Source organism: Neisseria bergeri (genome assembly GCA_003044455.1).
GTDB classification, from domain to species: Bacteria; Pseudomonadota; Gammaproteobacteria; order Burkholderiales; family Neisseriaceae; genus Neisseria; species Neisseria bergeri.
Window position 1 is genome coordinate 1 of record POWY01000019.1, and the last position, 25,362, is coordinate 25,362.

General features: G+C 43.3%; 28 protein-coding genes and 3 pseudogenes. 18 read left to right on the forward strand and 13 right to left on the reverse strand.

Going from position 1 to position 25,362, the window contains the following annotated elements; all coding sequences use genetic code 11:
* The 8 genes and pseudogenes from DBY86_RS11820 to DBY86_RS13805 all read left to right on the forward strand — a co-directional run.
* Positions 1-311, forward strand: a pseudogene (locus DBY86_RS11820) (transposase); the annotation flags it as partial.
* 236 nt (positions 312-547) lie between these two features.
* Complete coding sequence (locus tag DBY86_RS11830; protein ID WP_107820107.1) at positions 548-1,000, forward strand: hypothetical protein; 453 nt, start codon at positions 548-550, stop codon at positions 998-1,000.
* A 15-nt stretch (positions 1,001-1,015) separates the two neighbouring features.
* Entirely contained in the window at positions 1,016-1,315 is a 300-nt protein-coding gene (locus tag DBY86_RS11835; RefSeq protein WP_107820108.1) for an AHH domain-containing protein, read from the forward strand.
* Positions 1,316-1,323: 8 nt separating this feature from the next.
* Positions 1,324-1,884 carry an Imm43 family immunity protein gene (locus DBY86_RS11840; RefSeq protein ID WP_107820109.1) on the forward strand — a complete coding sequence of 187 codons (561 nt, stop codon included), beginning with the start codon at positions 1,324-1,326 and terminating at the stop codon, positions 1,882-1,884.
* Between the two features lie 359 nt (positions 1,885-2,243).
* On the forward strand, positions 2,244-3,353 hold the full coding sequence (gene fic / locus DBY86_RS11845; RefSeq protein ID WP_107820110.1) for a protein adenylyltransferase Fic: 1,110 nt from the start codon (positions 2,244-2,246) through the stop codon (positions 3,351-3,353).
* Positions 3,354-3,828: 475 nt separating this feature from the next.
* The gene (locus tag DBY86_RS11850) at positions 3,829-4,407 is read left to right on the forward strand and encodes a nucleotidyltransferase family protein (protein WP_107820111.1); all 579 of its coding nucleotides are present in this window, start codon (positions 3,829-3,831) and stop codon (positions 4,405-4,407) included.
* 80 nt (positions 4,408-4,487) lie between these two features.
* Positions 4,488-5,210 (forward strand): Fic family protein, encoded by a 723-nt coding sequence (locus DBY86_RS11855; protein WP_107820112.1) that lies wholly within the window; start codon positions 4,488-4,490, stop codon positions 5,208-5,210.
* A gap of 180 nt (positions 5,211-5,390) precedes the next feature.
* Positions 5,391-6,668, forward strand: a complete 1,278-nt coding sequence (locus tag DBY86_RS13805; protein ID WP_234403446.1) for a replication initiation protein — start codon at positions 5,391-5,393, stop codon at positions 6,666-6,668.
* 75 nt (positions 6,669-6,743) lie between these two features.
* Here the strand turns inward: DBY86_RS13805 and DBY86_RS11870 are convergent, their stop codons facing one another.
* From DBY86_RS11870 to DBY86_RS13170, 3 genes are all read right to left on the reverse strand, one after another.
* On the reverse strand, positions 6,744-7,220 hold the full coding sequence (locus tag DBY86_RS11870) for an autotransporter domain-containing protein (protein ID WP_234403447.1): 477 nt from the start codon (positions 7,218-7,220) through the stop codon (positions 6,744-6,746).
* A 16-nt stretch (positions 7,221-7,236) separates the two neighbouring features.
* Positions 7,237-7,470, reverse strand: a complete 234-nt coding sequence (locus DBY86_RS11875; RefSeq protein WP_107820114.1) for a hypothetical protein — start codon at positions 7,468-7,470, stop codon at positions 7,237-7,239.
* Positions 7,471-7,734: 264 nt separating this feature from the next.
* Positions 7,735-7,995 (reverse strand): hypothetical protein, encoded by a 261-nt coding sequence (locus DBY86_RS13170; protein ID WP_159068593.1) that lies wholly within the window; start codon positions 7,993-7,995, stop codon positions 7,735-7,737.
* Positions 7,996-8,094: 99 nt separating this feature from the next.
* Here DBY86_RS13170 and DBY86_RS13175 point away from each other — a divergent pair, with 99 nt between their 5' ends.
* From DBY86_RS13175 to DBY86_RS11910, 6 genes are all read left to right on the forward strand, one after another.
* On the forward strand, positions 8,095-8,256 hold the full coding sequence (locus tag DBY86_RS13175; protein ID WP_159068594.1) for a hypothetical protein: 162 nt from the start codon (positions 8,095-8,097) through the stop codon (positions 8,254-8,256).
* A 302-nt stretch (positions 8,257-8,558) separates the two neighbouring features.
* On the forward strand, positions 8,559-9,362 hold the full coding sequence (locus DBY86_RS11890) for a Fic family protein (RefSeq protein WP_107820116.1): 804 nt from the start codon (positions 8,559-8,561) through the stop codon (positions 9,360-9,362).
* A gap of 22 nt (positions 9,363-9,384) precedes the next feature.
* On the forward strand, positions 9,385-9,585 hold the full coding sequence (locus DBY86_RS11895) for a hypothetical protein (protein WP_107820117.1): 201 nt from the start codon (positions 9,385-9,387) through the stop codon (positions 9,583-9,585).
* A gap of 621 nt (positions 9,586-10,206) precedes the next feature.
* On the forward strand, positions 10,207-10,503 hold the full coding sequence (locus tag DBY86_RS11900; protein ID WP_107820118.1) for a nucleotidyltransferase family protein: 297 nt from the start codon (positions 10,207-10,209) through the stop codon (positions 10,501-10,503).
* A 38-nt stretch (positions 10,504-10,541) separates the two neighbouring features.
* Positions 10,542-10,916, forward strand: coding sequence for a HepT-like ribonuclease domain-containing protein (locus DBY86_RS11905; RefSeq protein ID WP_159068595.1), 375 nt, complete (start codon positions 10,542-10,544; stop codon positions 10,914-10,916).
* Positions 10,917-11,099: 183 nt separating this feature from the next.
* Entirely contained in the window at positions 11,100-11,408 is a 309-nt protein-coding gene (locus tag DBY86_RS11910; protein WP_107820120.1) for a hypothetical protein, read from the forward strand.
* Positions 11,409-11,491: 83 nt separating this feature from the next.
* Here the strand turns inward: DBY86_RS11910 and DBY86_RS11915 are convergent, their stop codons facing one another.
* The gene (locus DBY86_RS11915) at positions 11,492-12,052 is read right to left on the reverse strand and encodes a hypothetical protein (protein ID WP_107820121.1); all 561 of its coding nucleotides are present in this window, start codon (positions 12,050-12,052) and stop codon (positions 11,492-11,494) included.
* Positions 12,053-12,095: 43 nt separating this feature from the next.
* Between DBY86_RS11915 and DBY86_RS11920 the strand changes: the two genes are divergently transcribed.
* Positions 12,096-12,359, forward strand: coding sequence for a type II toxin-antitoxin system YafQ family toxin (locus DBY86_RS11920; RefSeq protein WP_107820122.1), 264 nt, complete (start codon positions 12,096-12,098; stop codon positions 12,357-12,359).
* A gap of 633 nt (positions 12,360-12,992) precedes the next feature.
* Positions 12,993-13,538: a hypothetical protein gene (locus tag DBY86_RS11925; protein ID WP_107820123.1), complete on the forward strand. Its 546-nt coding sequence runs from the start codon at positions 12,993-12,995 to the stop codon at positions 13,536-13,538.
* 246 nt (positions 13,539-13,784) lie between these two features.
* Here the strand turns inward: DBY86_RS11925 and DBY86_RS11930 are convergent, their stop codons facing one another.
* From DBY86_RS11930 to DBY86_RS11965, 8 genes and pseudogenes are all read right to left on the reverse strand, one after another.
* Positions 13,785-14,354 carry a DUF4113 domain-containing protein gene (locus DBY86_RS11930; RefSeq protein ID WP_234403448.1) on the reverse strand — a complete coding sequence of 190 codons (570 nt, stop codon included), beginning with the start codon at positions 14,352-14,354 and terminating at the stop codon, positions 13,785-13,787.
* A gap of 407 nt (positions 14,355-14,761) precedes the next feature.
* Positions 14,762-15,768 (reverse strand): annotated as a pseudogene (locus DBY86_RS11935) (IS5 family transposase).
* 30 nt (positions 15,769-15,798) lie between these two features.
* The gene (locus tag DBY86_RS11940; RefSeq protein ID WP_300905489.1) at positions 15,799-16,260 is read right to left on the reverse strand and encodes a Y-family DNA polymerase; all 462 of its coding nucleotides are present in this window, start codon (positions 16,258-16,260) and stop codon (positions 15,799-15,801) included.
* Position 16,261: 1 nt separating this feature from the next.
* Complete coding sequence (locus DBY86_RS11945) at positions 16,262-16,843, reverse strand: translesion error-prone DNA polymerase V autoproteolytic subunit (RefSeq protein ID WP_107820124.1); 582 nt, start codon at positions 16,841-16,843, stop codon at positions 16,262-16,264.
* A gap of 457 nt (positions 16,844-17,300) precedes the next feature.
* Positions 17,301-18,035, reverse strand: a complete 735-nt coding sequence (locus DBY86_RS11950) for a type ISP restriction/modification enzyme (protein ID WP_107820125.1) — start codon at positions 18,033-18,035, stop codon at positions 17,301-17,303.
* 139 nt (positions 18,036-18,174) lie between these two features.
* Entirely contained in the window at positions 18,175-22,707 is a 4,533-nt protein-coding gene (locus DBY86_RS11955) for a restriction endonuclease (RefSeq protein WP_107820126.1), read from the reverse strand.
* 630 nt (positions 22,708-23,337) lie between these two features.
* The gene (locus DBY86_RS11960; RefSeq protein WP_107820127.1) at positions 23,338-23,724 is read right to left on the reverse strand and encodes a type II toxin-antitoxin system VapC family toxin; all 387 of its coding nucleotides are present in this window, start codon (positions 23,722-23,724) and stop codon (positions 23,338-23,340) included.
* Positions 23,721-23,969 carry a type II toxin-antitoxin system Phd/YefM family antitoxin gene (locus DBY86_RS11965; RefSeq protein ID WP_107820128.1) on the reverse strand — a complete coding sequence of 83 codons (249 nt, stop codon included), beginning with the start codon at positions 23,967-23,969 and terminating at the stop codon, positions 23,721-23,723. Before DBY86_RS11965 ends, DBY86_RS11960 begins: the two co-directional genes overlap by 4 nt.
* Positions 23,970-24,142: 173 nt before the next feature.
* On the opposite strand from DBY86_RS11965, the gene DBY86_RS13810 reads away from it, so the two are divergent.
* Entirely contained in the window at positions 24,143-24,268 is a 126-nt protein-coding gene (locus tag DBY86_RS13810) for a helix-turn-helix domain-containing protein (RefSeq protein WP_300905486.1), read from the forward strand.
* Between the two features lie 601 nt (positions 24,269-24,869).
* Here the strand turns inward: DBY86_RS13810 and DBY86_RS11980 are convergent.
* Positions 24,870-25,028, reverse strand: a pseudogene (locus DBY86_RS11980) (IS1595 family transposase); the annotation flags it as partial.
* A 155-nt stretch (positions 25,029-25,183) separates the two neighbouring features.
* Between DBY86_RS11980 and DBY86_RS14185 the strand changes: the two are divergent.
* Positions 25,184-25,362, forward strand: a 179-nt coding sequence (locus DBY86_RS14185; RefSeq protein WP_159068596.1) for an ESPR domain-containing protein, incomplete at its 3' end; no start/stop codon positions are given.

Here is a 25,362-nt window from a genome sequence, read left to right on the forward strand (position 1 = left end):
CTTTGCTGGAAGGTATAGCCGAAGGTACAACCGTCTATGCCGACAAAGGCTATGACAGCGAGGAAAACCGGCAACATCTGAAAGAGCATCAGTTGTTAGACGGCATTATGCGCAAAGCCCACCGCAACCGATATTTGTCGAAGACCCGTTATGTGGTCGAACAAAGCTTCGGTACGCTGCACCGTAAGTTCCGCTATGCCCGGGCAGCCTATTTTGGTCTGCTCAAAGTGAGTGCGTAAAGCCATCTGAAGGCGATGTGTTTGAACCTGTTGAAGGCGGCTAACAGGCTAAGTGTGCCTGTTGCCGCCTAAAAGGCGGCCGGATGCCCGATTATGGGGTATCTGGGGAGGATTAAGGGGGCGTTTGGGTAGAGTTAGGGAGTGATTGGTGGTGAAAACAGCCGAAAACCTGTGTTGGGGGGTTTCGGCTGTTGGGGGAAAAGGAATTTTGCAAAGGTCTCAATATAAGAAACCTCGAAAACTAAGAAATGGTAAAGTACCTAAAGGTTGTTAATTGCTAAATATTTTAAGAAATAAAGGGAATAGTTATGTATTTAGAAGAGCAAAATTCAGATTTAAATGATGAAATTAATGATCTAATTTGTTTATCAAATGATTTGACAAGTATCGAAGATAGATTAGCTGTCAAACTAAAAGCATGGAATTTAATTCCTGAACCTAAGATAAATTGGGTCGAACCAACTTCTTCAGTCGCTAATGGTATTTCTGGAGTTTATGAGGAAAAAGGGGATTACAAAGCAGCATTAGAATGGGTACTACTTGCCTTAAAAGCTAGAGAAATAGAGCCTGATGCAAGTATATTTTGTGATGCAGGTGCAATATATTTTGAGTTTGGTGATATGAACAATGCCTATAAATACTTTCAACTTGCGTATAATGAACTTTGTTATCAGCCATTTTCATATCGAGATAGGAAATATTGGCAATTTTATAAGCAACGTAAAGAAGAATTAAATCCTAAGAAAAAAGCCAAAAAGTAAGATCGATATTTTTACATGAAAGGCAAAGGATTAGGCAGAGATAGTTGGACTAATGGTCTGTATATGCCTTCAACTGAAGCGGATGCTCGGGGCGCACTTAGAGAATTTTTCCATCGAGGGTCTCATGAAAAATACAGCAAAGAAGTAGGAGATGAGTTGGAAAAAATAAGAAAAGACTTTAGAAAAGGAAAAATTACAGCAGCACAGGCAAGAAAACGCGTACAGGATTTACAAAAAAGTTTGAAAAAACGTTTGAGTAAATCTCTATCCGTTGGAGGGTGCGCATCTGCCAATTCACCAAAACGACTAAATTAGGAGATATTATGAAGAAATTGATGGTGTGGGGATATAGCGCACAAAGTTTAGATGAGTTAGCGAAAAGAAAAGTGCCTAAGGTTTCCTTAGGGGAAGTAGGGATATCAGAGGAATTCAACCCTAAAAAAACGCATCCTGATTTTGACTTTCCGTGGAGTTGGTTTGTAAAGGGACAAGAAATCCCGAAAATGCCCGAAAAAGTTTATGTCTGCTTAAAAAAAGCAAGGAGTGTTACTTTTGATTTTCTGCCATATAGTGACTTCTTTATTATGTCAGCGCGTTTTTTGGAATTTATTAAAAAATACGGGTTTGAACATAATTTTGGCATGAGCAAGGTAGTTATTGTCAATACAAAAGGCGAGCTATTGACAGATGAAACCTATTACTTGATAAGAATAGTTAGCTGGGAAATTGAGAATGAAATTGTTTACCCGGATTTAGGATTAAATGAAGAAGATTTTTCGCTTGAAGCATACACTAATTCGGATAAGGATATTTTATTGTCTTCCAATCATAATTATTCAAGAGCATTTATGGTGTCAGAAAATTTAGGCTGTGTTTTAATATAGTGTTGATAGGCGTACTTGGCTTCAAGGTATTCAACAGGATAGGTTTATTCCTAACCGGAAAATAATTGTCTTTTCCCTTGCAAATAATTGAAATCAACAGATTACTAAAACACAGCCATAAATTTTAATAAAAAAACGGAGCAGGTGTCTACTCCGTTTTTATATCTATACGGTTTTTTTAGGGGAGCGGGCAGATGAAGGGCGGGCGGATTTTGAATTAACCCCATGCAAATTGACTTTTGCGGGCGGTTTTACCACCCATATATTTACAAAAGCCAAATTTTTAAACATATATCCTTGATATATACACGGCGTAAACATATACTGGAAACATCTTTAAATTTTCCGAAATTTTAAACATGAGCAACTGGAAACCCGATATTCCCTATAACGATTTACCACCCCTGCCACCAAAACAGGATATTGAAAGCAAAACCATCCTGAAACGTTGTATAGTCGCCCGTGCATCCCTTGCCCGTTTAAAGCAGGCGGCAGAATTGATACCGAATCAAGCCATGCTGATTAACACCCTTCCTGTTATGGAAGCCCGTGCAAGTTCGGAAATTGAAAACATCGTAACCACCACGGACAAGCTGTTTCAATCCCTGCAAATGGATACGGAACGGCAAGACCCTGCCACGAAAGAAGCCCTGCAATACCGCACCGCCCTGTTTGCAGGCTATGAATCACTGACGAGCCGCCCTTTATGCACACAAACCGCCATTATGGTCTGCAACGCCATCAAGCACCCCTACGAAATGGCCATCCGCAAAACAGGCGGCACAGCCCTAAAAGGAGGCAACAGCGGAAATGTTGTCTATACCCCGCCCGAAGGAGAAGAAACCATACGCGGCAAGCTGGCAAATTGGGAGCGGTTTATTCACGAAAGCGGCGATTTAGACCCGCTTATCATCATGGCGGCGGCACATTACCAATTTGAAGCCATTCACCCGTTTACGGACGGCAACGGGCGGACGGGGCGCATATTGAACAGCCTGCTATTGATTGAAAAAGGGCTTTTGGATTTGCCTATTTTGTATTTGAGCCGCTACATCATCGAAAACAGGACGGACTATTACCGCCTGCTTTTAGGCGTAACCGAACGGCAGGATTGGGAAAGCTGGATAATCTACATCTTAGACGGCGTAGCCGACACCGCCGATTGGACGGTATCGAAAATAGATGCGATACGCCGCCTGTTCGAGCAGACACGGCAACACATACGGACACACGCACAAGGAATCTACACGCACGAACTGGTAAATCTTCTGTTTGAGCAGCCATATACACGCATTGCCAACCTAGAAGCGGCAGGGATAGCCAAACGGCAGACGGCCTCTAAGTACCTGAAAGAGCTTTCAGATATAGGTGTGCTGCAAGAAATCGCCATCGGCAGGGACAAACTATTCATTCATCCGCGCCTAATGGAACTATTGCGGGGAGAGGGCAACAGCTTTACTTCATTCTAACCCCCTCGTCATCCCCGCATGACTAACACGAAACAGGGATTTTGACACCCGAACCGAGACCCCTTGTATTTCCCCCGCGAAAAGCCGGCATCTGCCCGCGTATCATGGGAGCAACAAAACCCCTGCCTAAAATTTTGACTTGTGCAAATTGGGGGTGTATTTGGGGGTATATTGAAAAATAGCTAAAATAAAATGTTTAATAAACAAAATGTTGAACCTTAATTTCGATAGAGCCTCTGCATATCGTATTGAGGCATTAATGGAATTTGAGAAAGCTATTTTTAAATAAGAAAAGGTAACTATTAAATAGCTACCTTTCTAAAATTAAATATCAACACATCGTTAAAACACAGCCAAACAAATAAAGGTGGTAAAGGACAAAAAGACGGAGAACCTCAATACAGAACGCGAAAACAAGAGTTGAAAGCAATTAGTATGTTGTTTTCATATAATTGGAATGAAAGAGTAGCAAGGTATGTCTCCAGCTCATGAAATCAGTAATGTAGAACGGCTGATTGACGAAATTAACCGCATACACGCCGGATATCACGAAAGGATTTCCAAACTGTATGGCGGAAACCTTCCCAATTTGTCAAAGATGCTCCGGCATCTGGACATCGATTTTGTGTTGCAATACCGACTTAATTTGCATGAGTCAATCAACGACTATCTGATTCGATCTGACATCGGGGCCTTGCCTTTAGCATACTACTACCGCGTTAAAACCACGGAGTCCGTTTTCGACAAAATCCGCCGGTTTTCGGAACGCGAGTCTGGGTATCCGGCGAATAAGGTGTTAAATGATATTTTTGGGGTGAGAATCATCGCTGATTCCGCACTAATGGAAGAAATACATGCTGCTTTAGATGAATGGGTTTCGACGAAGGGCTTAAAAAACTGGAACGTTCAGGAAAAAAACGGCTATATCGGAACGCATGTGTATTTCAATCAAAAAAATAATCTGTTTTTTCCGTGGGAACTTCAGATATGGGACAAGGCGGATGCCTTGAAAAATATTGAGAGCCATGAACGGGACAAGCGACTTTTTGTTTAACCTTTAATGGGTCTTTTTAATATAGCACCGTTTACCGTGCATACCTTGGGTGTACAGATTTAATTATTAAAGGAACTCTCGTGGTTACGGACAAATACAAGTTGAGTTTGGAAGAAAATATTTTTCTGGCAAAGAAAGTATTGGTTGCCCAAATTCACAACCTCAGCCGGTTTGAGAATTGTCAGACGACCTTATTGCAGACCGAGCAAATTATCCATGGCAAAAATGTAGCCTCCGTGTCACTTGAAGACATCCAAACTATCTTGAACCTGAAACGTGCCTATCAATATGTGATTTCGCATATTTCAAACGGCGAACCGATCAATATTTCACTCCTTAAAAAAATCAACAACATTGTTGCCAAGGACGATTCTTTGGCACCCGGTGATTTCCGTACCGGTTCGGTCGGCGTAACGCTATTGGACGGTTCCCGTCATGCCCCAAATCCGGTGAAGGAAATTGAAGTGGCCCGCGTGTTACAAAATATCGGACTGCAAAGCGGTTCGACGACGGAGGCAGCTGTTCGTTTCATGCTCTATTGCATGCGGCAGCAGGTTTTTTGGGACGGCAACAAACGAACGGCAACCTTATTTGCCAACGGCCTGATGATGGTGGGGGGGCGTGGCATCTTGGAAATCTCCGAAATGCAGATGCCGAAATTCAATGAAAAACTGTCCGCATTCTATCGCTCCGGCGACGATACCGATATTTGCAAGTTTGTGTATCAAAATTGTATATCAGGCATAGACTATTTCGGCGCGGACGAAGATATAGATTTCCCCGACTCACCGAACATAGGCTAAAAACCAAGGTGTTTTTCAATACCTAAAAAGTATCCTAAATTATTCAGGAGATGTAATAAAGGCTTGCGGTTTCGTATAAGGAAAATCAGAATTTCACGCCGACACGGACGCCGTATTCGTTCTAACATCAAGAAACTCTGTGTATTAGTGCATAATAGAGAGATATAGTAGCCACATGAAATGGAAATCAAAATGACATCAAACCATATTGATAAACAAAAAACACCGCAATCCTTAACCCACATGGGCCATTCTTTGTCCGAAATGCAATACAAGTATTGGTATCTTCTTTTGCAGAATATTAAAACACATTTTGAGCAAGGTGGTACTTATGATGAACGTGGTTTTGTTGCAATAAGTGTTAAACACCTAGAACATTGTCTGGGATATGTCTTGTCTATTAAACAGTTGAAAAAAGATTTAGACACCCTGCGAAGTGCATCACTCATTCTGAATTATCTTGAAAAAGACGGTCGTCCCATCATACACGGTATGGGCTATATTTCAGAGTGGAAAATTGACAACGGGAAAATCCTCTACAAAGTATCAGATATCATATTCGACGAGTTGATGTCGGAAAGAGGAAATCGCATGTTTTTGCTGATGGATTGGATGGTGTTTAATAGCCTGCCGGGAAAATATTGCGGAGTCATCTACAAATTGTGTAAGGACTATGCGGGCATTGGCAAAACACCCTCTTTTACTGTTCAAGAATTTAGATACTATTTGGGATTGGATGACAAAGAATACAAAGAATTTAAAGTGTTGAACGCCAACATAATTAAACCGGCAATAGGGCATATCAACAACAGTGAAAATGTGGACATCAAAATTACACCGCAATTAAAACGGGAAAATAGGCGGGTTGTGGGACTCCATTTTGATATTGAATACAAAACAAATATAGAAAAAAACAACCAGAACATAGCAGACGAGGATATAGAAACAGCCTTTTCTGAATCGAAAATAGAGCTATCAGCCACACTGATTAAATTTCTGGAAACTAAAACACCACAACAGGTTGCCTTTTGCATACAAGCTGCAAACGGCTATATTGATAGTTTGTTGAACAGAGGACAGGATGCGAATATCGGTAGTGTGTATTTTAAAGCCATACAGGACGACTGGGGAAAGCCTTTGATGGACGCAGAGGAGCAGGAAAAAAGAAAACGTCAAGAACAGGCTGAGGAAAAGAAAAAGAAGGAAGACCTGAGAAAAGAAGCGGAATTGACTGCCCAACAGCAGGCGGACAGAATACGGAAAACCATAGATTTTGTTTTGACTCTGGATGACGGACAAAAGGCAGAGCTTTTTAACGCAGTACGAGAGAAAACGTACATGAAAAAGTCATTTGACAACAAACTGGCCGAAAGCATGGAGGCCGTTGTCGGTGCAGGCCCATTCCATGCTGAATTTAGAACCCAAATCAGCAGGCTATTCAATTTCAACTTTGATTGAAGCCTATCTTGCAAACAAGACAAAAACCGCAAACCAAAAGGCTTGCGGTTTTGTGTTTGGGGCATATCGCCGTGATTAGAATTTCACGCCGACACGAACACCGTATTCGTTGATTTTGGTAGGATCGACTCGGGTGTTCTCGCCGTCCAAAACGAAGTCGCCGGATGCTTTGAAGTGACGGTGTTTGTAGAACGGGCCTGCTTCGATGCCGACGGTATCGGTAATTTGTTTGCCGATATTCGCACCTACGCCCACGCCCCATCCGCGTGTTTTCGCGTTGATGTCGGAAGAGGCACCGGCTACGGTTGAGTTTTGTTTCAATTTGGCGTTCAGGTCAACCTTAACTTCTGCCCAGGGGTTCAGATACCAGCCGCTTCCTAAATCAGAAGTCAGATCGGCGTGCGCTTTAGTATAGAAGGCTTCGCGCTCGGTGCTGACTGTTCCTTTCTCATTAGCTACCGCATCTTTGTATTTTTCATAGCCCAGACCTAAACCGGCACGCAGTTTGTTGGCCTCACTGAGCTGTTGTGTGTAAGTATAACCGGCATACACATCGGTACGTTTTTCTTTAATGCCTTTGCCGAATGGTTTGTAATGTTTCTATGGAGTTGCATTCAGACAAAATTGAGTCATAGTCTTTTTTCTGAGGTAGGGCAGAATACAGAAAGTCTCGAATCTCAAGTAGCCTGTTACAATCGGCATTGTGATTTAGATATTCACGGTTATCCAGTGTGCGGGTGATCAGTGCCAGTCTGGAAACTACTATTTCAGTCAATACATCTTTTTCCATTAATGTTGCCATAATGACTGCTCCTTAATTAATATCTGTAAAGAACAAATTAGTATCAACTCTGATTTATAGTATGTCCTACAAGGCGTGGATATTTGGCGCAGTAGAATCAAGAACAGACAGATTTCTGAAAATATAGGAATTTAAAAATGCTGAGTTATTTGGAAAAAAGGGGTGAACAAAAATCTCAAATTCTGGATATATATAAATATATTATATATATATACCAATTATAAAAGAATAATATTTAATATTTATATAGAAAGTGCGTTACTTTCAAACACACTCAGCCAAAACCGGAACAGTTGGTTTCAGTTTGTCGATGACCGAAACACACTCAGCCAAAACCGGAACAGTTGGTTTCAGTTTGTCGATGACCGAAATACACTCAGCCAAAACCGGAACAGTTGGTTTCAATTTGTCGATGACCGAAATACACTCAGCCAAAACCGGAACAGTTGGTTTCAATTTGTCGATGACTGAAACACACTCAGCCAAAATAGAAACCGTTGACATCAATTCGTCGATGACTTCCACACACTTCAGCCAAAAACCAAAGTCCCATTTTTATCTCTAAATTTTTCGGAAAGAAAAAAACACTATAATGTTGGGTATTGATATGTGAAGGAATCCACCATGAACCTAAAAGCTTTCGATTTAATGATTAACTTCGCTCTAAAAGGAAACTTTGTTGTGGTTCTGGAAAATACATTGAATACGTTTTGCAAAAAACTTGAAGAGTCCGATGTTGCGGTTAGAGAAGCAGCTGCTACTTTGATAGATGAAACTTTATTTTGAGCCGAAGTTCTGGGTTAAAAACGGACTGATTGTCCGGAAAGACAGCTTGTTCGAAGGTGATTACATTTACGGTGCAGACGGTTGCGGGTTCTTGCCATCAAATTTAACAGAGTTCCGAGAATATTGCCGGAAACAGTACCAAAAGTTTAAGGACGAAGAAGTTTTGGTTGACCGATATGCAATCGATATTTTAGGCATGTCAGAGCCGCCATATGATGACCACCATGTGACTTCAGTCAAATATTTTGTTTAATAAAGTGGTATTCCCATGTGGTGTAGCTATTCAAACGAAGGAATTTAAAATGTCGACATACAGACCGAATTTTACAAATCAACGGCAGATTTTTTCGTTAACGGAGCAGGAATATTTGTTTGAGCTGTCTGGTCGACTGCCTTTATCCCTGCTGACTGATTCGTCACGCAATATTGAAGAAATCGGCATCGATTTCATATACAGTTCAGCACAACTGGAAGGTAACACCTACGACCGGCATGATACTCAGGCTTTATTGAAAATCGGGCAAACCGCTGCGGGCAAATTGTATTCGGATGCCGTAATGCTGGTCAATCTGAGGGATAGCTACGGCTTTCTGATGTCTTGTATCGATACGCCGAAACCGTTTGACTGGAAAGATTTTGTCAAAACCACGCATTCGCTGATTGCCGACAAACTGCTTGAAAAAGGGGCTGTTGGCGTTGTACGCCGTGGAAGTGTGAATATCAGCGGAACCGAATATACGCCTTTATCCAATCCGGAGAATTTAACTGCCGAATTAGACTGGACCATACAGGTCGCCCGGAAAGTCGAAAATCCTTTCGACCGGGCTGTTTACCTGCATAACAATTTGGCCTACCTGCAATTTTTCAAAGACTGCAACAAACGCACTGCCAGAAACTGTATGGCACTCTCCTTAATGAGGGAGAAAATTTTTCCATGCGTACTGGATCCGGACAGTTATCGGGATTATTCATCCGCCGTTATCTCCTACTATGAGACAGGGGAATATACTCAGTTTAAAGAATATTTTATCCATGCCTACGAAAATACGGTAAAAAAATACGAGCCCAAATCCGATCCGGAAATCATACGGGATTTTTCCCTTTGAATCCGCCGGAGGCATGAATGATATGATAAAACCGACGAAGTCAAAACAGAAAGAGGAAGGCATGTATATTCTGCGCACAGGCAATAAAGTGGCGTTGAACCTTGTGGTTAGCAGTAGAACGTTCAGATTAGCTGAATTCAAAGATTTTGATGTTGCCTATAATTTTGCCAAGTCTATTCAGGCTAGGAATGAGGAGTTGAAAATTTCTGCTGCATCAACCTAAATCGGACGGCTAAAATTTTAGCGGCTAAAATAATGCGGATTTTGTTTGCATTCAGAAAATTCAGGGATAAGGGGAACCGCCATTTTCCATGATAACAGTTATATACCAACATGATTTTAAATAATGGGGACTTTTGACTGAAAATATGGGGACTTTTAAGTCTTGAAAGTCGCTTGTATCAATGATTTCAAGACTTCTAAATATTGTTAAAGGTTTGTCTAAAATTATTGTTAAATCTTATAAGAAAAGAACAACAACAAAGCAAACCTGAAACTTCTGAAAATTGTTCAGCAGATTTGTTTATGTTAGAACTCTTAACTTTTCATTCAACTGGATTTTCAACGGGTATCATCCTATGTCAGCACAACAGAATCATAAAAACGAACATAGGGTGACATGGGCACAAGCCTGTAGAGATATTGTTATTACAGCCATGAACAGGGGTATACCAACACAACAAGCTATTTGCTTTAAGGGACGAATTACGAACAATTGATTTCTATGCTTTGAGCAAAACAGATGGCTGTGTTCTAATATAGTGCTGATAGGCGTACTTGGCTTCAAGGTATTCAACAGGATACTTTGCAGGCAAATTGAAGTATCTTGAAAGGAAACATCGATATGAAACCTTCCGAACTATTAAGAAGCAGGATGTGTGAAGTCAGAGACGTATTTGAAAACCATCCTTTTGCAAAAAAACCACGTATATTCGGCTCTGTAGCACGTGGAGATGACACCGAGGACAGTGATATAGATATTCTCATTGATATTGAGCCGTTTACGAGCTTCTTTGCAATCGCCGAACTGCAGAATGAATTGGAGGATTTGTTCCCAGGGGTAAAAATCGATCTGATTGACTCCTATGCGGTTAAAGGTCAAATGTTGGAAGAGATACAGCAGGATATTATGCCATTATGACATTGGAAAACAAAAGAATTATCAGGTATCTACAATGTATGCAACAAGCAGTAAATGACATCTTGGAGCATACAAACAATCTGACGTTTGAAGAATTTGTGGACAATAAGGCAAAACGTCAAGCAACACAACTGAATTTTATTCTTTTAGGCGAAAACGCCGGTAAAATCTTAGCGCATGAAGGAGTATCTGACAAAGCTGAAGAAATATTCAACTTGGCCAAGGGGATGAGAAATTTTATTGCACATCAATATGAAGATGTAAATTTAATGTCTGTTTATGCAACTGTAAAAGCAGATATTCCGGGATTGAAACATGTTTTGAGTGATCTTATTGAAGAAGCCATAGAGAAAGATTCATTATTGGATGGTTATGAAGATAATTATGAGGGTGATGGCATGGGAATGCACTAACCGGATAAAAGAAGGCGGTGCAAGCTGCCTTTCACATCACAGCTGCCCAACATAATCTTTAAAACTTCGACTACTTTTTGAAATAAATTTATCAACCTAATATCAAAACACAGCCAAACAGATAAGGTTGCATTCGAGTGTATTGAAAAATCGTTAACGAATTGCATTCAGAATCTTCCCTATATGAATATCTACAACTTCACTCGTTACAAACAGGAGTATGAGAAAAATGAAAAATTGCGGGAAGTTGTCGATTGCAAGATAAATTCGATTTCCCAATGTTCGGTAGATGAGTTAAAAGATATTTTTAATCAATCCGGTAAAATTTCCTATGATGTTATTTTGATTAACTCCGGGCTGCTATTCTTGTACTTGGTACCTTTGGCTTTAATCGCAGTCCTTGGTGAGTTTGGTATCAAGTTGGTCAGAGACATGATAGTGACTCCGCCGACTCTAGTTTCATTGGAATATAGCGATTCTCCTACCTGTTAAAAAACGACTGCCAATACAAATTGGCGGCCGGTTTTTTATATCTCCTGCCTGCAATTTGACGGCGGGTGGTTTTCATCGGTGTTTTATCCAAGGGAAGGGGAGTGAGTCTGATACTTCGACCGTCTCGGAGGAAGCTGTTCGAAATGGTTTGCATCTTCTCCTAGGGTCTTCGTCACCGAGGCAGTTGCTTCTTCCATATCCTCACGGCTGTTTTCATATTGCCCGAATGCACGGCGGTAGTCTCTGTTATCGGTATCGCCATAGCCGAAATCTTCCGTCAGAGACGAATAGCTGTCTTTCCAATCGTTCAGGGCATGATCCATTTTTTCTTTGGCTGTTTTGGCCGCAGGCGAGTTTTCATAGGCTTCGTTGAAAACCTGTGAGATTTCGGACAGATTCATGTCAGTATCTTTGTTGATGCCGGCGATGACATCCTGTTTGGACATCCCGTTTTTCTCGGCGTACTTGCGGATTTTGTCGCGTACCCGGCTCATTTTTTCTTCCCGCCGAAAATGCTCCAGTCCGGCTTGGTAATACTCTTGGGCAATACGCAGGTTTTCCAGTCGGTACAGCATACTGTCGGGCAGGCTGCTTATTTGTATGTCGGCAAGCTCGGTTTTAAAATCTGGTTTTTCCTGCTGCACTGCAATTCCAGTTTCGTCAGCTCTGTGCATTGCATTTAGGAGTTTGAAGAATGAGCTTGTTCCAGCCAACCAGTTCAAAAGAGATGCAAAAAAGCAGTGGCAAATTTTGCTAGGCAACGACTGGATAACCGTTGCAGGCTGCCTGATAAACGGCGAGCCGATACCTGAGAAGTACAAAGACCATAGCCTTACCGGCAACTATTACGGCTATCGGGAATGCCATATAAGACCTGGTATGCTATTGACATACGAACAGGATGGCGATGAAATCTGCCTGCTTAGGCTAGGCATTTCGGATAAGGTATAAAAAGCCCACTGTTGATGTGGTGGGTGGAGGGGAATTGAGAGAATGTTTTGGCGTTACTGGAGTGTACCGTTCAACCGGATTTGCTCGGGTATTACAGGCTTCAGCAAAATATAGAATTTAACATAAGATATATTATGCGAACTAGTGCTAATATGCAAGCTACACAGAAAACGCCGTCAAGATTCTTGCTGAAAACCCTAACAAGCTTCATCACCTTGCAATACATTGTGACGTGTGTTCTGAAGGATTCGAAGGCAAGTTGAGATATGAGAGATTGGTTTTAACGCCCTATACATCGTTTATGACTTTTTACTTGGAGTTTTTCAATGATTGGACAGGCACTCTCTACGAGATGGATTTGACAGGACAATTCAATGAATTTATTGGATACACGTTTCCTGTTACTGAACCTTTGTCAAAACTGAAAAAACTGCTCGATCAAGATGATTGATTTAAAACCAGCGGCTGCTTAGGCAGCCGTTTTTTTTATCTCTTGCATAGTATAAACTATGTTAAGCGGCAATTCTTGAGCTTATCAAGGATATAAACTTTTTGAAACACTTACTAATATTGTAGATTTTTAGCGGTGTTTGGCTTGGGTATGGATGGAAAACGACTAAATAAGGAAAAATAATGCTTTTGCTTCGGCGTGAATATATTGATCGGTTGTTTGATATGTTGATAACAAATCACAGGTTTGAAACCCCATTCCAAATAACAGAATACGATGGTGGGATGAATTTTTTAGGTTTGCTTGGAGAAGTCCCTGTACACGAACTTGGAAACCGATCTGCAACATTATGCTTTGAATGGAGGGGAGAAATTTCTGATCCACGGGATACATACAATATTACCGGTATGCAGCCAAACATTCTTTATGACTTTAATGGTTCAGGACGACACTTTGATAATCCCGATCCGCGCTACCTGCTTCCCGTAGGTTCAAAGGGACTAATTCTGAAGCATATCGTAATTAATGATGAAGACGAACTTTTGAGAATTTGGTGTAGCAGACGAAAAATCTATAACCGACAATATCGGATATTGAATGCAATTCCCATTGTACGGAACATTTTATTGCACAAGGCATGGCAGGAAATTTACCGGATAAATGAAATGTGTCGTAAAATACCATTCGAAATTTCAATATGTTGCAGTAGAAAAGAAATGGATGATTAATCTTTTAATTCCTATGTTCATCCAAAAGGAATAACTAAAGAGGTAATTGGTCATTATTGGGCGGATAAAAGTGATGGGAAATGCCTGTTCGTCATGGCCGTCAAAGAGGATGACCAAGGCAGAAGCATGCAACAACAGATCCAGGCTGTATTAAAGAGTTAAAAAAGGTCGTCTGAAGTTCAGACGACCTTTTTCCTATGGAATATTATCCACATATTTTGTGGATGTTTTGGGGAAATTATATCCCTAGACTACGAGCAAATCCGCGAACCGTGTGGTATAGCACTGGCTTAATCTATCTCTGTTCATTTTCCAGTCATCGGCCAGTAATTCTGAGGCCAATTTCATACGGCCTCTACCGTGCTGACGGTTGATTTTATCCCATGCCTCCATGGCAGGATTGGCTTTTGTCGGTTCCCATAAGTCTGCCTGCATTTGAATAGCTGGTTTCAAACCATGTAATTCAATTCCGCATTTTATGTAGAGGTATCCACTGCGATAAATATTTGCCAGTAGTCGTTGTGCTATTCGGTTCAAATGAACTGTATCAGCGGTTGATACAATCAAATTCTGGGCCAGGCTGTTGTGGTATTGTGGCGAATCCTCACGAAAAAAATCTGTATGTAAGAATACAGAAACGGCGGAAGCAGTTAAACCATCCTTACGCAAAGCTTCAGCCCCTGAACTGACATGATGCGTAACAGCCGCCTGCAATGCCTCTAAGGTTCCGATACGCTTTCCAAAACTTCGACTACGAACAAGGTTTTGTCTCGATTGTGCATTGGGATGTAATCCGTCACAGACAATACCCTGCATCTCTCTTTGCGTTCGCTCCACTGTTACGCCGTACCGTCGGCGTATGGGTGGCTGTATCCGCCTCTACGAAGTCTAATACTGTTCGTATCCCTTGTTCAGATAGTTTATCGGCAGTCCGTCTACCTATCCCCCAAATTTCATCTACTCTTTGGCTGCGGAAGGCACGAAGACGGATAGTTTCATTCCAATTATCCCAAACCACCACTCCACCAAAGTGATCAGGATAACGTTTGGCGAGATGGTTACAAAACTTAGCTAGAGACCTTTGCAAAATTCCTTTTCCCCCAACAGCCGAAACCCCCCAACACAGGTTTTCGGCTGTTTTCGCCACCAATCACTCCTAATTTTACCCAAATACCCCCCTTAATCCTCCCCGGATACCCGATAATCAGGCATCCGGTCTCCTTTTAGGCGGCAGCGGGCGCACTTAGCCTGTTGGCCGCTTTCAACAGGTTCAAACACATCGCCTTCAGGTGGCTTTGCGCACTCACTTTAATCAGCCCGAAATAGGCTACCCGGGCATAGCGGAATTTACGGTGTAACGTACCGAAGCTTTGTTCGACCACATAACGGGTCTTCGACAAATACCGGTTGCGTTTGGTTTGCGCTTCCGTCAGCGGACGGTTGCGGCAGGCTTTGCGCATAATGCCGTCCTGCAACTGATGTTCTTCCAGATGTTGCCGGTTTTCCGCACTGTCATAGCCTTTGTCGGCATAGACGGTCGTACCTTTGGGCAGTCCTTCCAACAAAGGCGACAGGTGTTTGCACTCATGGGCATTGGCGGGGGTGATGTGCAGTTTCTCGATATAGCCTTCCGCATCGGTACGGGTATGTTGTTTGTAACCGAGTTTGTAGAGGCCGTTTTTCTTGATCCAACGGGCATCGCTGTCCTTACTCGGTGTGGTTTGGCCGCTGACTTGTCCTTCCTCGTCAATTTCTATGGCCTGACGCTGTTTGCTGCCGGCGGTCTGAATAATGGTGGCATCAATGACGGCGGCGGATGCTTTCTCTATTTTTAGGCCTTTTTCGGTCAGTTGGCAGTTAATCAGTTTGAGCAATTCGGACAGGGTGTCGTCTTGCGCCGCCGGTTACGGTAGCGGCATAAGGTGCTGTAATCGGGGATGCCCAGTTCGTCAAAACGGCAAAATAGGTTGAAATCGGTGCGGGTGATGAGGCTGTGTTCGAGTTCGGGATCGGAGAGGCTGTGCCATTGTCCGAGCAGGACGGCTTTGAACATGGACAACAGGGGATAGGCGGGACGGCCGCGGTGGTCTCTAAGGTAACGGGTTCTTTGACGATTCAGGTATTGTTCGATCGGTTGCCAATCAATCACCCGGTCCAACTTTAATAGTGGGAAGCGGTCGATGTGTTTGGCAATCATGGCTTGGGCGGTTTGCTGGAAGAAGGTGCTCATGAGAAATCTCCTAAATGTCTTGGTGGGAATTTAGGGGATTTTGGGGAATTTTGCAAAGGTCTCAGCTAGCGTCTTAGTCGGCGCTATGCCAACGCAAGTTGGTATGCCAACCCATTGTAAAACATGGCTGCGAATTTGATGTCCATGTACAGCAAGATTTTCAATGCCGGTCATATCTGCGAAACATTCATCAATAGAATAGACTTCAACTGCCGGCACACACCCGGCGATAGTTTCCATCATCCTCCGGGACAGGTCTGCATAGAGTTCGTAGTTGCTCGAATAAGCTTTCAGACGGCCTTGTCCCACTAAATGTCTTACTTTGAAATACGGTTCGCCCATCTTGATGCCGAGTGCCTTTGCTTCAGCAGAACGGGCAACCACACAGCCGTCGTTGTTTGACAGGACAACGACTGGGATATTCTTTAATTCCGGTCTGAAAACTCTTTCACAAGAACAGTAAAAGCTGTTCCCATCAATAAGGGCAAACATCTTAGCTTCCTTGACGAACATCTTTGATAACAAAGGTAACAACACCAACGACTGTCCAGGTATCACTGTCATTAGGTATAAAGTCAGGGTACTCGCCGGAAGAGTTTTCTGAATGAAGTTCCGGTTTGCGTCCTGATATTTTATATAGCCTTTTAATTGTGAACTCGTTACCAACACCCGCCATCACAATATCGCCATGTTTCAGCGTTTTGGATCGGTCAATAATCATAATATCGTCTTTGCTAATCCCAGCGTCTAGCATGGAATAGCCGCCGGAACGGGCTGCAAAGGTAGCAGATGGGTTGGCAATGAGATATTCGTTGAAATCAAGATAATCGGCAATATACTGCTCCGCCGGAGATGGGAATCCGGCGGGGATTTTCTCGAGAGTATAAGGGACTTTTAGTGTTGTCCGATTGATGGGTATAAGACTACCTTGAGGAATGGCTGTAGAAGCAATCATTGCATCAACGGTAGGTATCAGAGATATTGGAATACGCTTTACTGCCGTTGCTTCGCCGGATTTACTTTTTCGACCAGCCCCTTCCCTGCGTCCGCCTCGCTTCTTCGAATGATCATCCATTTATTTTGCCTAATTTGATTTCGTAACAAAATCATTTTATTAGAAAATATATATGGCAAGTCAATACTGTAAAAAAACGGTCGCATTATGCGACCGTAGGATAAGACGGAACTACTCAAATTTATAACCATTGTCTATCAAACAGGAAATCAGCAAATTATCCAGTAGAACCTCTTCTTCACTACTAGCACCAACTGTACTCGTAACATTTGACAAATCTTGCTTTGATTTATCAAACACAGCACATCAAATCGTGTTTCTTACTCTCAACCTTCAATTTATTGACCAAATCGGGTATTGCGATAACAAAAAAAACGCAAAGGCTGAAAGGGAATACATACGGAGGATGATTCAAAACCGGCAGGCAAAAAAAGACCGCTGGAATGAACTACACCCCAAAAGTTGGACACCTTACCGACTTTAGGAGGTGCAGTTCAGAAGCGGTCTTTTTTCATCATCATTGAATGTCTAAAGCCGGCAGATTATTCACTATCTCTTGTGTTTTTATGCTCACGTTGACCACTCTAAGCAACAATTCTAACGGATAACGCGGATTGTGCATGGTATCTGCCGCCCAGTCGTTGGCATCATTTGTGATGCCGGATTTTCTGTCGGTGGTTACGGCTTGGCGTTCCATCACCCATTCAATGGCGGATTTACCGTTTACGATGTAATCGTAGGCGGCTTCGGGAATGTTTTCTACGGTAATTTTGCCGTTGTAGACGATTTTGGTTTTATCGTCTTTTTTGGCAAATTTCATTTTGACCACACGGAAGTCTTCGTCTGCACCGCCGATGATTTGCTGCGGGGCAAGTTTCAAACCTTTCAGGCTGCCTGAAAATTTCACACCCGCATACATCGGCACGGTTTCGTAGTTCAGGTGCAGTGCCGCCAAATCACGCCCAGCCTTGCTGAATGCGGCAAAATCGGCGTAGGTTTTCATGCGCGGGATGCGCGGGAGCTGTTTGCTTAAATTGTCGGCGTAGCGTTCTCGGTATTCTTCGCTGTGCAGCAAGCCGTAGATGTAATAGAAGATGTCTTCTTTGCCGATTCGGGCTGCATCGGCGGCGGAATACGGCTCGCGGAAATGTGCTAGCGCGTCGTCGGTGATGGCAGAGCGGCGGACGAGTTTTTTCTGTGCAGGCTGCTTTTCAGACGGCATTTCAGCGGCGAACAGGTCTTGATTTTCCATTAAGCTTCCTCCGTTTCGTAGAGGAACATGGGGAAGCATTGATTTTTGGAAATCATCTCCAAATCGGGAATTTTGTCCGTTATCAGCACTGAGAAGTCTTTTGTTGAGCCTCTGCCAGTAATACAAATTGTCATGTTGTTTACTCCGTCTCGTAGAGGAACATCGGAAAGCATTGTACGTCGCCGATAAGGTGTAAATCGGGGATTTGGTCGGTGATAAGCACAGAGAAGCCCTTGCCGCCGGTCGTTGTGAGGCAGATAGCGATATTGGACGGTACTTCGCGGTGTATAATTTCGTTCGTTCGTTCGTTCGTTCGTTCGTTCGTTCGTTCGTTCGTTCGTTCGTTCGTTCGTTCGTTCGTTCGTTCGTTCGTTCGTTCGGCTGTTTCTACGCCGTCTGAAAATTCATACAAATCTTTTGGAAAGCCTTGTCCACCCGAATGCTGCATGTTTAAATCGGGAATAGCATCTGTGATGATGGCAGAAAATTCCTTCCCAGAGTTTCCTGTACCACTTAAGTAAATTATATTGTTTAGCAAGTGAGATTCAGGAAATATACTAGGGATTTTACTGATACGATGCATCATTACTTCATCAAAATACACCCAGGTTTTATTAAAAGGTCTATAAACAGCAATGCGTGGTTTAGTATCAGAGAGAATGTAGTATCTGTTTTTGGTAATTTCTTTATAGCTTTCTCCATACCAAGCAAACTGTGTTACATCAGTGCGAACAAAATCTTTCAAAGGAACAGTTTTGTCATAGGAAATTTTGTATCTATCCACTTCTGAATTGAAAAAATTAATCGATTTCTCCATATTTAACAATAAGTTATTGATGTTGCTGTTATAAAACCACACATCTCCTCGTGGTTGCAAACCTGTTGAATAATTCTCAAACACCACCAACGCATCTTTATCCTTCTTATCTCCCAAGCTGATGTAATTATCAAAATTCGGGTCGCGCTGGTTGAGCCAATCGTTAAATTCGTCAGGAACGATTTCCTGCCAGCCCCGTCGTTCGGCAATGCCGTTGATGCTGCCGAGCTCGGTGATGGTTTCCAGCTTCTGTTCGCGGGTCAGGTAGTCGCCGATGTCGTGGAAGTAAATCCGCCCCTGTTTTTCGGCCTGCGGGTTTTTGACAAGGATGGAGACGGCAATCGGGGTGCGGGTACCTTGTCCGAAAACGTTGTCTTTCTCCTTGCGGCGGCGTTCGCCTGATGTGCGGGCGTTACCGCGCAGGTGGAAGATATACAGGCTGGAAAATTCTTCTGCCAAACATTTACGCAATCCGTCTGCGGTAGTGGCTTCTACCCAGCCTGCATTGGTTACGAAGCCGATAACGCCCTGCTGCCCGATGCGGTCGGATGCCCAACGAATGGCGCGGATGTAGCTGTCGTACAGGGCGTTTTTATTGGTGGCGGCGGAGTGTTCGGCATAGGTTTGGCGGATGCGTGCATCAAGATGCGGATATTCGATGTTGGCATTGTTGTCGTTGGCGGATTCCTGCCCTGCGGAATAGGGCGGATTGCCGATAATGACACGGATGTCCAAGGCTTTCTGCCGTTTGCGGCGTGCGCTGTTGTCCACCAGCATTTCGTCCAGCATGTCGCCTTTCTCGTACATTTGGAAAGTATCGGTCAGGCAGATGCCTTCAAAGGGAACGTAGGGGACGTCGTCTGAAACTTTGCCGTCAATGTTGCCTGCCAGTATGCCGTGGTAGGCGGATTCGATGTTGATGGCGGCGATGTAGTAGGCGAGCAGGACGATTTCGTTGGCGTGGATTTCGTTTTTGTATTTTTCAGGCAGCCTGTCGCGCGGGATGATGCCGCTTTGCAGCAGGCGGGTAATGAAGGTACCCGTGCCGGTGAAGGGGTCGAGGATGTGCACGCCTTTGTCTTGCAGGCTGCTTTTGAATTCGTGCTGTAAGACGTCTTCCACGCTTTTGATGATGAAATCGACGACTTCGACGGGCGTGTAAACAATGCCGAGCCGTTCGGTCATGCGCGGGAAGGCGTTGCGGAAGAATTTATCGTAGAGTTCCACGACGATTTTTTGTTTGCCTTCGGCGGTTTCAATGCCGCTGGCACGCAGGTGGACGGAGTCGTAGAAGGATTGCAGGGTGTTGCGCTCTTTGTGGAGGTTTTTCTGCTGCAATAAATCCAGCACTTTCTGCATGGCGCGGCTCATGGGGTTGTGTTCGGCGAAGCTGTAATCGGAAAACAGTGCGTCGAACACGGGTTTGGTAATCATGTGCTGCGCCAGCATTTCGACGATTTCTTCGTCGCTGACGGCGTTATTGAGGTCATCGCGCAGTTCGGCGGCAAAGGCTTCAAAGGCGGCGCACTCAGCTTTGTTGGCAGGGTTTTCCAAAATAGCATTGATGCTGTCAATATGGGTGCGGGCGATTTTGGCGATGTCGCCCGCCCAGTCTTCCCAATGGTGGCGGTTGCCGCATTTTTTGACGATTTTGGCGTAGAGGGCGCGTTCGATTTCGCCGATTTCGAATTGGAGGGTTTCTTGTACGGGTGTGGGCGCGGCAGGGCTGCCTATGCCGTAACTAGCCTTGGCTTCGTGCAATGTTTGGTCTTTTTTGCTGCTGCGTTTGATTTTCGGGGCGATTTTGTCGGCAATGGCAATAACTTCCATTTTCTGGGTGTCTTTGCCGTTGAACTCCAACTTGTTAATCATGGCATCGAAGCGGTCATCGTGTGCACGTAGGGCATTAAGTACCTGCCAGACAACTCGGTAGTTTTCATTTTTGTCTAATGCGTCTTCGGCTTCTACACCTGCAGGGATAACGACGGGCAGGATGACGTAGCCCTGTTTTTTGCCTTCGGCACGGCGCATGACGCGGCCGACCGACTGCACGACATCAACTTGGGAGTTGCGAGGAGTAAGGAATAACACGGCATCTAGCGCAGGTACGTCCACGCCTTCAGACAGGCAGCGGACATTGGAGAGGATGCGGCAGGTATTTTCGGGTAGCCCTTCGGGTGCTTTTAGCCATTGCAGCTTACTCTCTTTTTCACCTGCGTTCATACCGCCGTCCACATGTTCGGCTTGGCAGGTCATTGTTAGTTGCGGTGGCAGTTTCAAATCGGGATTTTGTTTGAGCAGGGCGGTGCGTTCTGCATGCTGGTACTCTTCAATCACGGCCTGGAACATTTCGGCAATCAGCTTGGAACTTACTTTGTGTTTACTGCCTTTATATTCTTTTTCAATGACTTGGCAGAAGGCGACGGCACGTCGCATGGGGTTGTATAGAGCGCCTTCTTCACCAGTTAAGCCGTATTTGGACAGGGCTTTCCAGCAACCGACAATTTTGGCGGCATCATCGACTTTGAGTTCGTTGTTACCGTCGGTGAGCAGGTTTTGGATACGGCGTTGGATGTGGCTTTCTTCGATGGCCAAGACGATGACTTTGTAATCGACCAACAGGCCGTCTGAAACGGCTTGGGAAAATGTTAGGACAAAAAATTCTTTGCCGTAATGGGTTTCATCGTCCATAGAATACAAAACCACGCCTTCTGTTGTTTTGGCGGTTTCGCCATAGATGCGCGGGGTAGCAGTCATATACAACCGTTTTGCGCCTTTGATGTAACCGGCATCGTGTACGCGGACAAAAGCGGATTCGTCTTCTCCATCAAATGTTGCGCCGGTAGTGCGGTGTGCTTCATCACAAATGATTAAGTCAAACTCGGGCAGATTATGTTGTGATTGAGCTTGGTGAATCACATCAATGGAATGATAAGTGGAATAAACAACAGTCATGGTTTGCTGTTTATTTTTCCGCTCTACCACGTGTACGGCGTTTGCAAGGCTTTTGGCATTAGTTGTTGCCGGAAACTGTAAATCGCTAAGATTGGCTAGGACACTATCTTCATTGTGTTTTTTGCCTACATCACTATCGGAACAAACAGCAAAGTTAATCAATGGTGTTTCTGTGTCTTGATTCCATTCGCGTAAGGTTTGGCTCAATAATGATAAGCTTGGTACTAGGAAGAGTACCCGCTTGCCTTTACCGGCCATTTTTTCAGCGATTTTCAGCGCAGTAAATGTTTTACCCGTACCACAAGCCATAATCAGCTTACCGCGTGTTTCTCCTCCATTAAATCGGGTTTCAACACTTTTTAAGGCACTTTGTTGATGTGGGCGCAAACCCTTTTTGGATTTAAGGGCAGGCTGCCGGGCAGAAAAATTGAATTGTTCCCAGTCTATACTGCTGTTTTCCAAATCAGCCAAATTGATTACAGAAACCGGAATAATTTGATGATTGAGGGACTCCCGCGCATTATTTGACCACTTGTCTGTCGTTGCGACAATATAGCGGTGCGTAAACCAAGTCTTCCCCGAAGCAGTAAAGAAACTGTCAATGTCAGATTTTTGTATCGTGCGGTCTGATGAATAATTTTTACATTGAACAGCGTGAAAACTGCCATCTATATCTGTCAGCACCAAATCAATGCCGGTATCGTTTTTGTACTCAAAACCCAAATCCTTTATATTTTCGGCTGCCCAATCGCAATAGGTCTGCACCTTCACATACCTGCTTTGATAACAAGGTTCGGTTTGGAAATATTTGACAATCAGATTTTCAAACGAAGTTCCCTTATCCCGTTGCGTTTGGGAAAATTCTTGGAATTGATTGAGCAGGCGGCTTAGGGCTGACATGATTTTCTACCTTACTTAAGGACTTTTGAAATTTTACCGTACTTCGTTGCAGCAAACCAATCAATTCAGAGTCTACTAAATATATTCCCTATCAGCACCTTAGTTATTTTGGTTGCAAAGAAATCCGTGCGGTATTCCCCTTGGATAGGTTTCCGTCTAACCGAATAATAGTCTTTTACCTTGCAAATATTTAAAATCAAGGGATTGACCTTGAGGAAAAAAATGATGATATTACGGACACCAAAGCTAAGGTCGTATCCTCCCCCCCTACTCTCCCTAAGCTAGGAGATGAAACAGCGTATCGGTCCCCTACCGGTTGAATTTTCCGAAAAAATGCGACGTAACCAGCATCAACATATATAAGAACAGCACAAATAGCATCAATACATCAGGCAACGAAAAAAGTCAGAATAATGCACTTAATGGAGTTTGGATATCTGTTGTTTTGTACTGTTAATATTGCTTCTTTCTGTGTTTGCAGTTTAGCAGTTGTACAGTTTTACAGTTTTACAGTAAGGTTTAAACAATGACTGATTTATAGGCCGCAACGGAAGTCTGGCTTTTAAGCGAGGACAATAACCGAAAAGACCGCCTCGGCGGTCTTTCTTGTGTACACAGTTTTTGTATTTGTTAGCTTGATGCGTTGACAACTCTAATTCCATACTGCGGAATATATTCATCGACAGTCATCAGTTTAAAGCCTTCCGCTTGGGTTTGTGCAATCAACATCCTATCGAAAGGGTCTTTGTGTATCTCCGGAAGGCTTCCAGCCTGTTTTGCATGAAACAGACCTATAGGCAGCATTTCAAAATCCTCTTCTTGAAGCACATCAAAAAACTCTTCTGGTAATTTCAATAACCCCTTGTTCTGCTTGATGGAAATTTCCCAAATACTTGCTGCGCTGACAAAGATCACATTTCTCGGATTTTCTATCAGTTTGCGTGCAGATGTTCCCAGTTTCTTGTCATCCAACAACCACCACAGCAAAGCATGGGTATCAAGCAGAATCTTTCTCACAGAGCCGACTCCTCAAAAAATAAAGCTGTCGTTTCATTGTCATCCTCAAGAATACGTGAAATATCCGTATTTTCCATATGACTGAATTTTTTCAACCTTCCTGCATTTCGTGCTGGTTTTTCAATACCGGTTAGTTGGACGCAAGGCTTACCTGCTTTCGCAATAATAACGATTTCCCCTGCTTCTGCTCTTTGAATCAATTGACTCAAATTGGTTTTTGCCTGATGAATATTTGCTTGAAACATAACACTTCTCATGATTAGCTAACTTAACTAATATACATCATTACCAAGATTTTGGGAATCTCATTACATGTATTTGATTATATCCGCCGTTTTATCAGCCCTGTGCCGTAAAACTCCGTCCTTCAGGGCGGAGATATAAGGCACAGACAAACCAAAGGTATAATCATACCACTATGATTATACGCAAAGCCTTTAAGTTCGAAATCATGCCAAACGGCGCACAAATCCGCAGAATGAAACAGTTTTGCGGCTGTTCCCGTTTTGTCTTCAATCGGGCGTTGGCTTGGCAGAATGAGTAATATGGGCAAGATAACAGTGTCAAGTTCAGTTATACGAAAATAGCCAATCTGCTGCCCGAATGGAAACGTGAATTAACCTGGTTGAAAGACTGCCACAGTCAGGTTTTGCAGCAGTCGTTAAAAGACCTTGAAAGCGCGTTCAAAAACTTCTTTCAAAAGCGTTCCGGCTTCCCGAAATTCAAGAAAAAAGGCTTGAAAGAGAGCTTTCGTTTTCCGCAAGGCTGTAAACTGGAATAACAAAATAACCGCCTGTATCTCCCGAAAATCGGCTGGATTCGCTATCGCAACAGCCGCGACGTCGTCGGCGAAATTAAAAGGGGTTGTACTAGATAACTAGACCAAATTCCCATTAACTAATTGTCTTCAAATATGAATTTTAGATTCTATTTTACTGTTGTTAAAACGCTATTCACATTCCTTTAAATACCGTCCAAAATGCTCTTTGGGAATGCTATTGGATCATAGACCTTACAACAGAAAAAAAGGTCGGAAAGTAGATAGACTGCTTTTTAAATTCAAACGGCCAAGCAAGTAAAGACTTGGCCGACAAATGGGACAAAATCCGATTGTTTTAAATTGCCCGTCAAATACTGGAAAACTTGCGTAAATGGCTAAATTCACTGACATCAAGTACATCATAACTACGAAAGGTATCCGTATACACAATGCCATCAGGCTTAACTTTCTCTCGGATAATCGACAATAATGTCGCTGATTACGCATTGGGGGAAACGACGGTATAAACCTTGTCATTTCGTTCGAATGGGATTTTTAACCGTTATCTAGTACAGTCCCTAATTTAATAAACAAATGGCAGTAAAACGGCGGTAATTGACTCGCTAAAATCCTTGATCTAGAATGGTCAGACTATCCAATTTCTTGTAATAACTCTATAAAGATCAAAGAACTAAAATCATGAATAAAACCCTCTATCGTGTGATTTTCAACCGCAAACGTGGGGCTGTGGTAGCCGTTGCTGAAAATGCCAAACGCGAGGGCAAAAACACAGCCGACACCCAAGCTGTAGGTATTTTGCCAAATGATATTGCGGGCTTTACGGGTTTTATCCATTCTATCTCTGTTATCTCATTCTC

What these genes read in the sequence shown, in the direction of transcription:
- DBY86_RS11930 (WP_234403448.1), bottom strand. Translation starts at nt 14,354, where the DNA reads ATGCAGGGTATTGTCTGTGACGGATTACATCCCAATGCACAATCGAGA.
- DBY86_RS11875 (WP_107820114.1), bottom strand. Translation starts at nt 7,470, where the DNA reads ATGGCAACATTAATGGAAAAAGATGTATTGACTGAAATAGTAGTTTCC.
- DBY86_RS11945 (WP_107820124.1), bottom strand. Translation starts at nt 16,843, where the DNA reads ATGGATGATCATTCGAAGAAGCGAGGCGGACGCAGGGAAGGGGCTGGT.
- DBY86_RS11965 (WP_107820128.1), bottom strand. Translation starts at nt 23,969, where the DNA reads ATGTTTCAAGCAAATATTCATCAGGCAAAAACCAATTTGAGTCAATTG.
- DBY86_RS13175 (WP_159068594.1), top strand. Translation starts at nt 8,095, where the DNA reads ATGAACCTAAAAGCTTTCGATTTAATGATTAACTTCGCTCTAAAAGGA.
- DBY86_RS11830 (WP_107820107.1), top strand. Translation starts at nt 548, where the DNA reads ATGTATTTAGAAGAGCAAAATTCAGATTTAAATGATGAAATTAATGAT.
- DBY86_RS11895 (WP_107820117.1), top strand. Translation starts at nt 9,385, where the DNA reads ATGATAAAACCGACGAAGTCAAAACAGAAAGAGGAAGGCATGTATATT.
- DBY86_RS11900 (WP_107820118.1), top strand. Translation starts at nt 10,207, where the DNA reads ATGAAACCTTCCGAACTATTAAGAAGCAGGATGTGTGAAGTCAGAGAC.
- DBY86_RS11950 (WP_107820125.1), bottom strand. Translation starts at nt 18,035, where the DNA reads ATGGAAAATCAAGACCTGTTCGCCGCTGAAATGCCGTCTGAAAAGCAG.
- DBY86_RS11850 (WP_107820111.1), top strand. Translation starts at nt 3,829, where the DNA reads ATGTCTCCAGCTCATGAAATCAGTAATGTAGAACGGCTGATTGACGAA.
- DBY86_RS11925 (WP_107820123.1), top strand. Translation starts at nt 12,993, where the DNA reads ATGCTTTTGCTTCGGCGTGAATATATTGATCGGTTGTTTGATATGTTG.
- fic (WP_107820110.1), top strand. Translation starts at nt 2,244, where the DNA reads ATGAGCAACTGGAAACCCGATATTCCCTATAACGATTTACCACCCCTG.
- DBY86_RS13805 (WP_234403446.1), top strand. Translation starts at nt 5,391, where the DNA reads ATGGAAATCAAAATGACATCAAACCATATTGATAAACAAAAAACACCG.
- DBY86_RS11910 (WP_107820120.1), top strand. Translation starts at nt 11,100, where the DNA reads ATGAATATCTACAACTTCACTCGTTACAAACAGGAGTATGAGAAAAAT.
- DBY86_RS11955 (WP_107820126.1), bottom strand. Translation starts at nt 22,707, where the DNA reads ATGTCAGCCCTAAGCCGCCTGCTCAATCAATTCCAAGAATTTTCCCAA.
- DBY86_RS11905 (WP_159068595.1), top strand. Translation starts at nt 10,542, where the DNA reads ATGCAACAAGCAGTAAATGACATCTTGGAGCATACAAACAATCTGACG.
- DBY86_RS11835 (WP_107820108.1), top strand. Translation starts at nt 1,016, where the DNA reads ATGAAAGGCAAAGGATTAGGCAGAGATAGTTGGACTAATGGTCTGTAT.
- DBY86_RS11840 (WP_107820109.1), top strand. Translation starts at nt 1,324, where the DNA reads ATGAAGAAATTGATGGTGTGGGGATATAGCGCACAAAGTTTAGATGAG.
- DBY86_RS11940 (WP_300905489.1), bottom strand. Translation starts at nt 16,260, where the DNA reads ATGTTTGCCCTTATTGATGGGAACAGCTTTTACTGTTCTTGTGAAAGA.
- DBY86_RS11890 (WP_107820116.1), top strand. Translation starts at nt 8,559, where the DNA reads ATGTCGACATACAGACCGAATTTTACAAATCAACGGCAGATTTTTTCG.
- DBY86_RS13810 (WP_300905486.1), top strand. Translation starts at nt 24,143, where the DNA reads ATGATTATACGCAAAGCCTTTAAGTTCGAAATCATGCCAAACGGCGCA.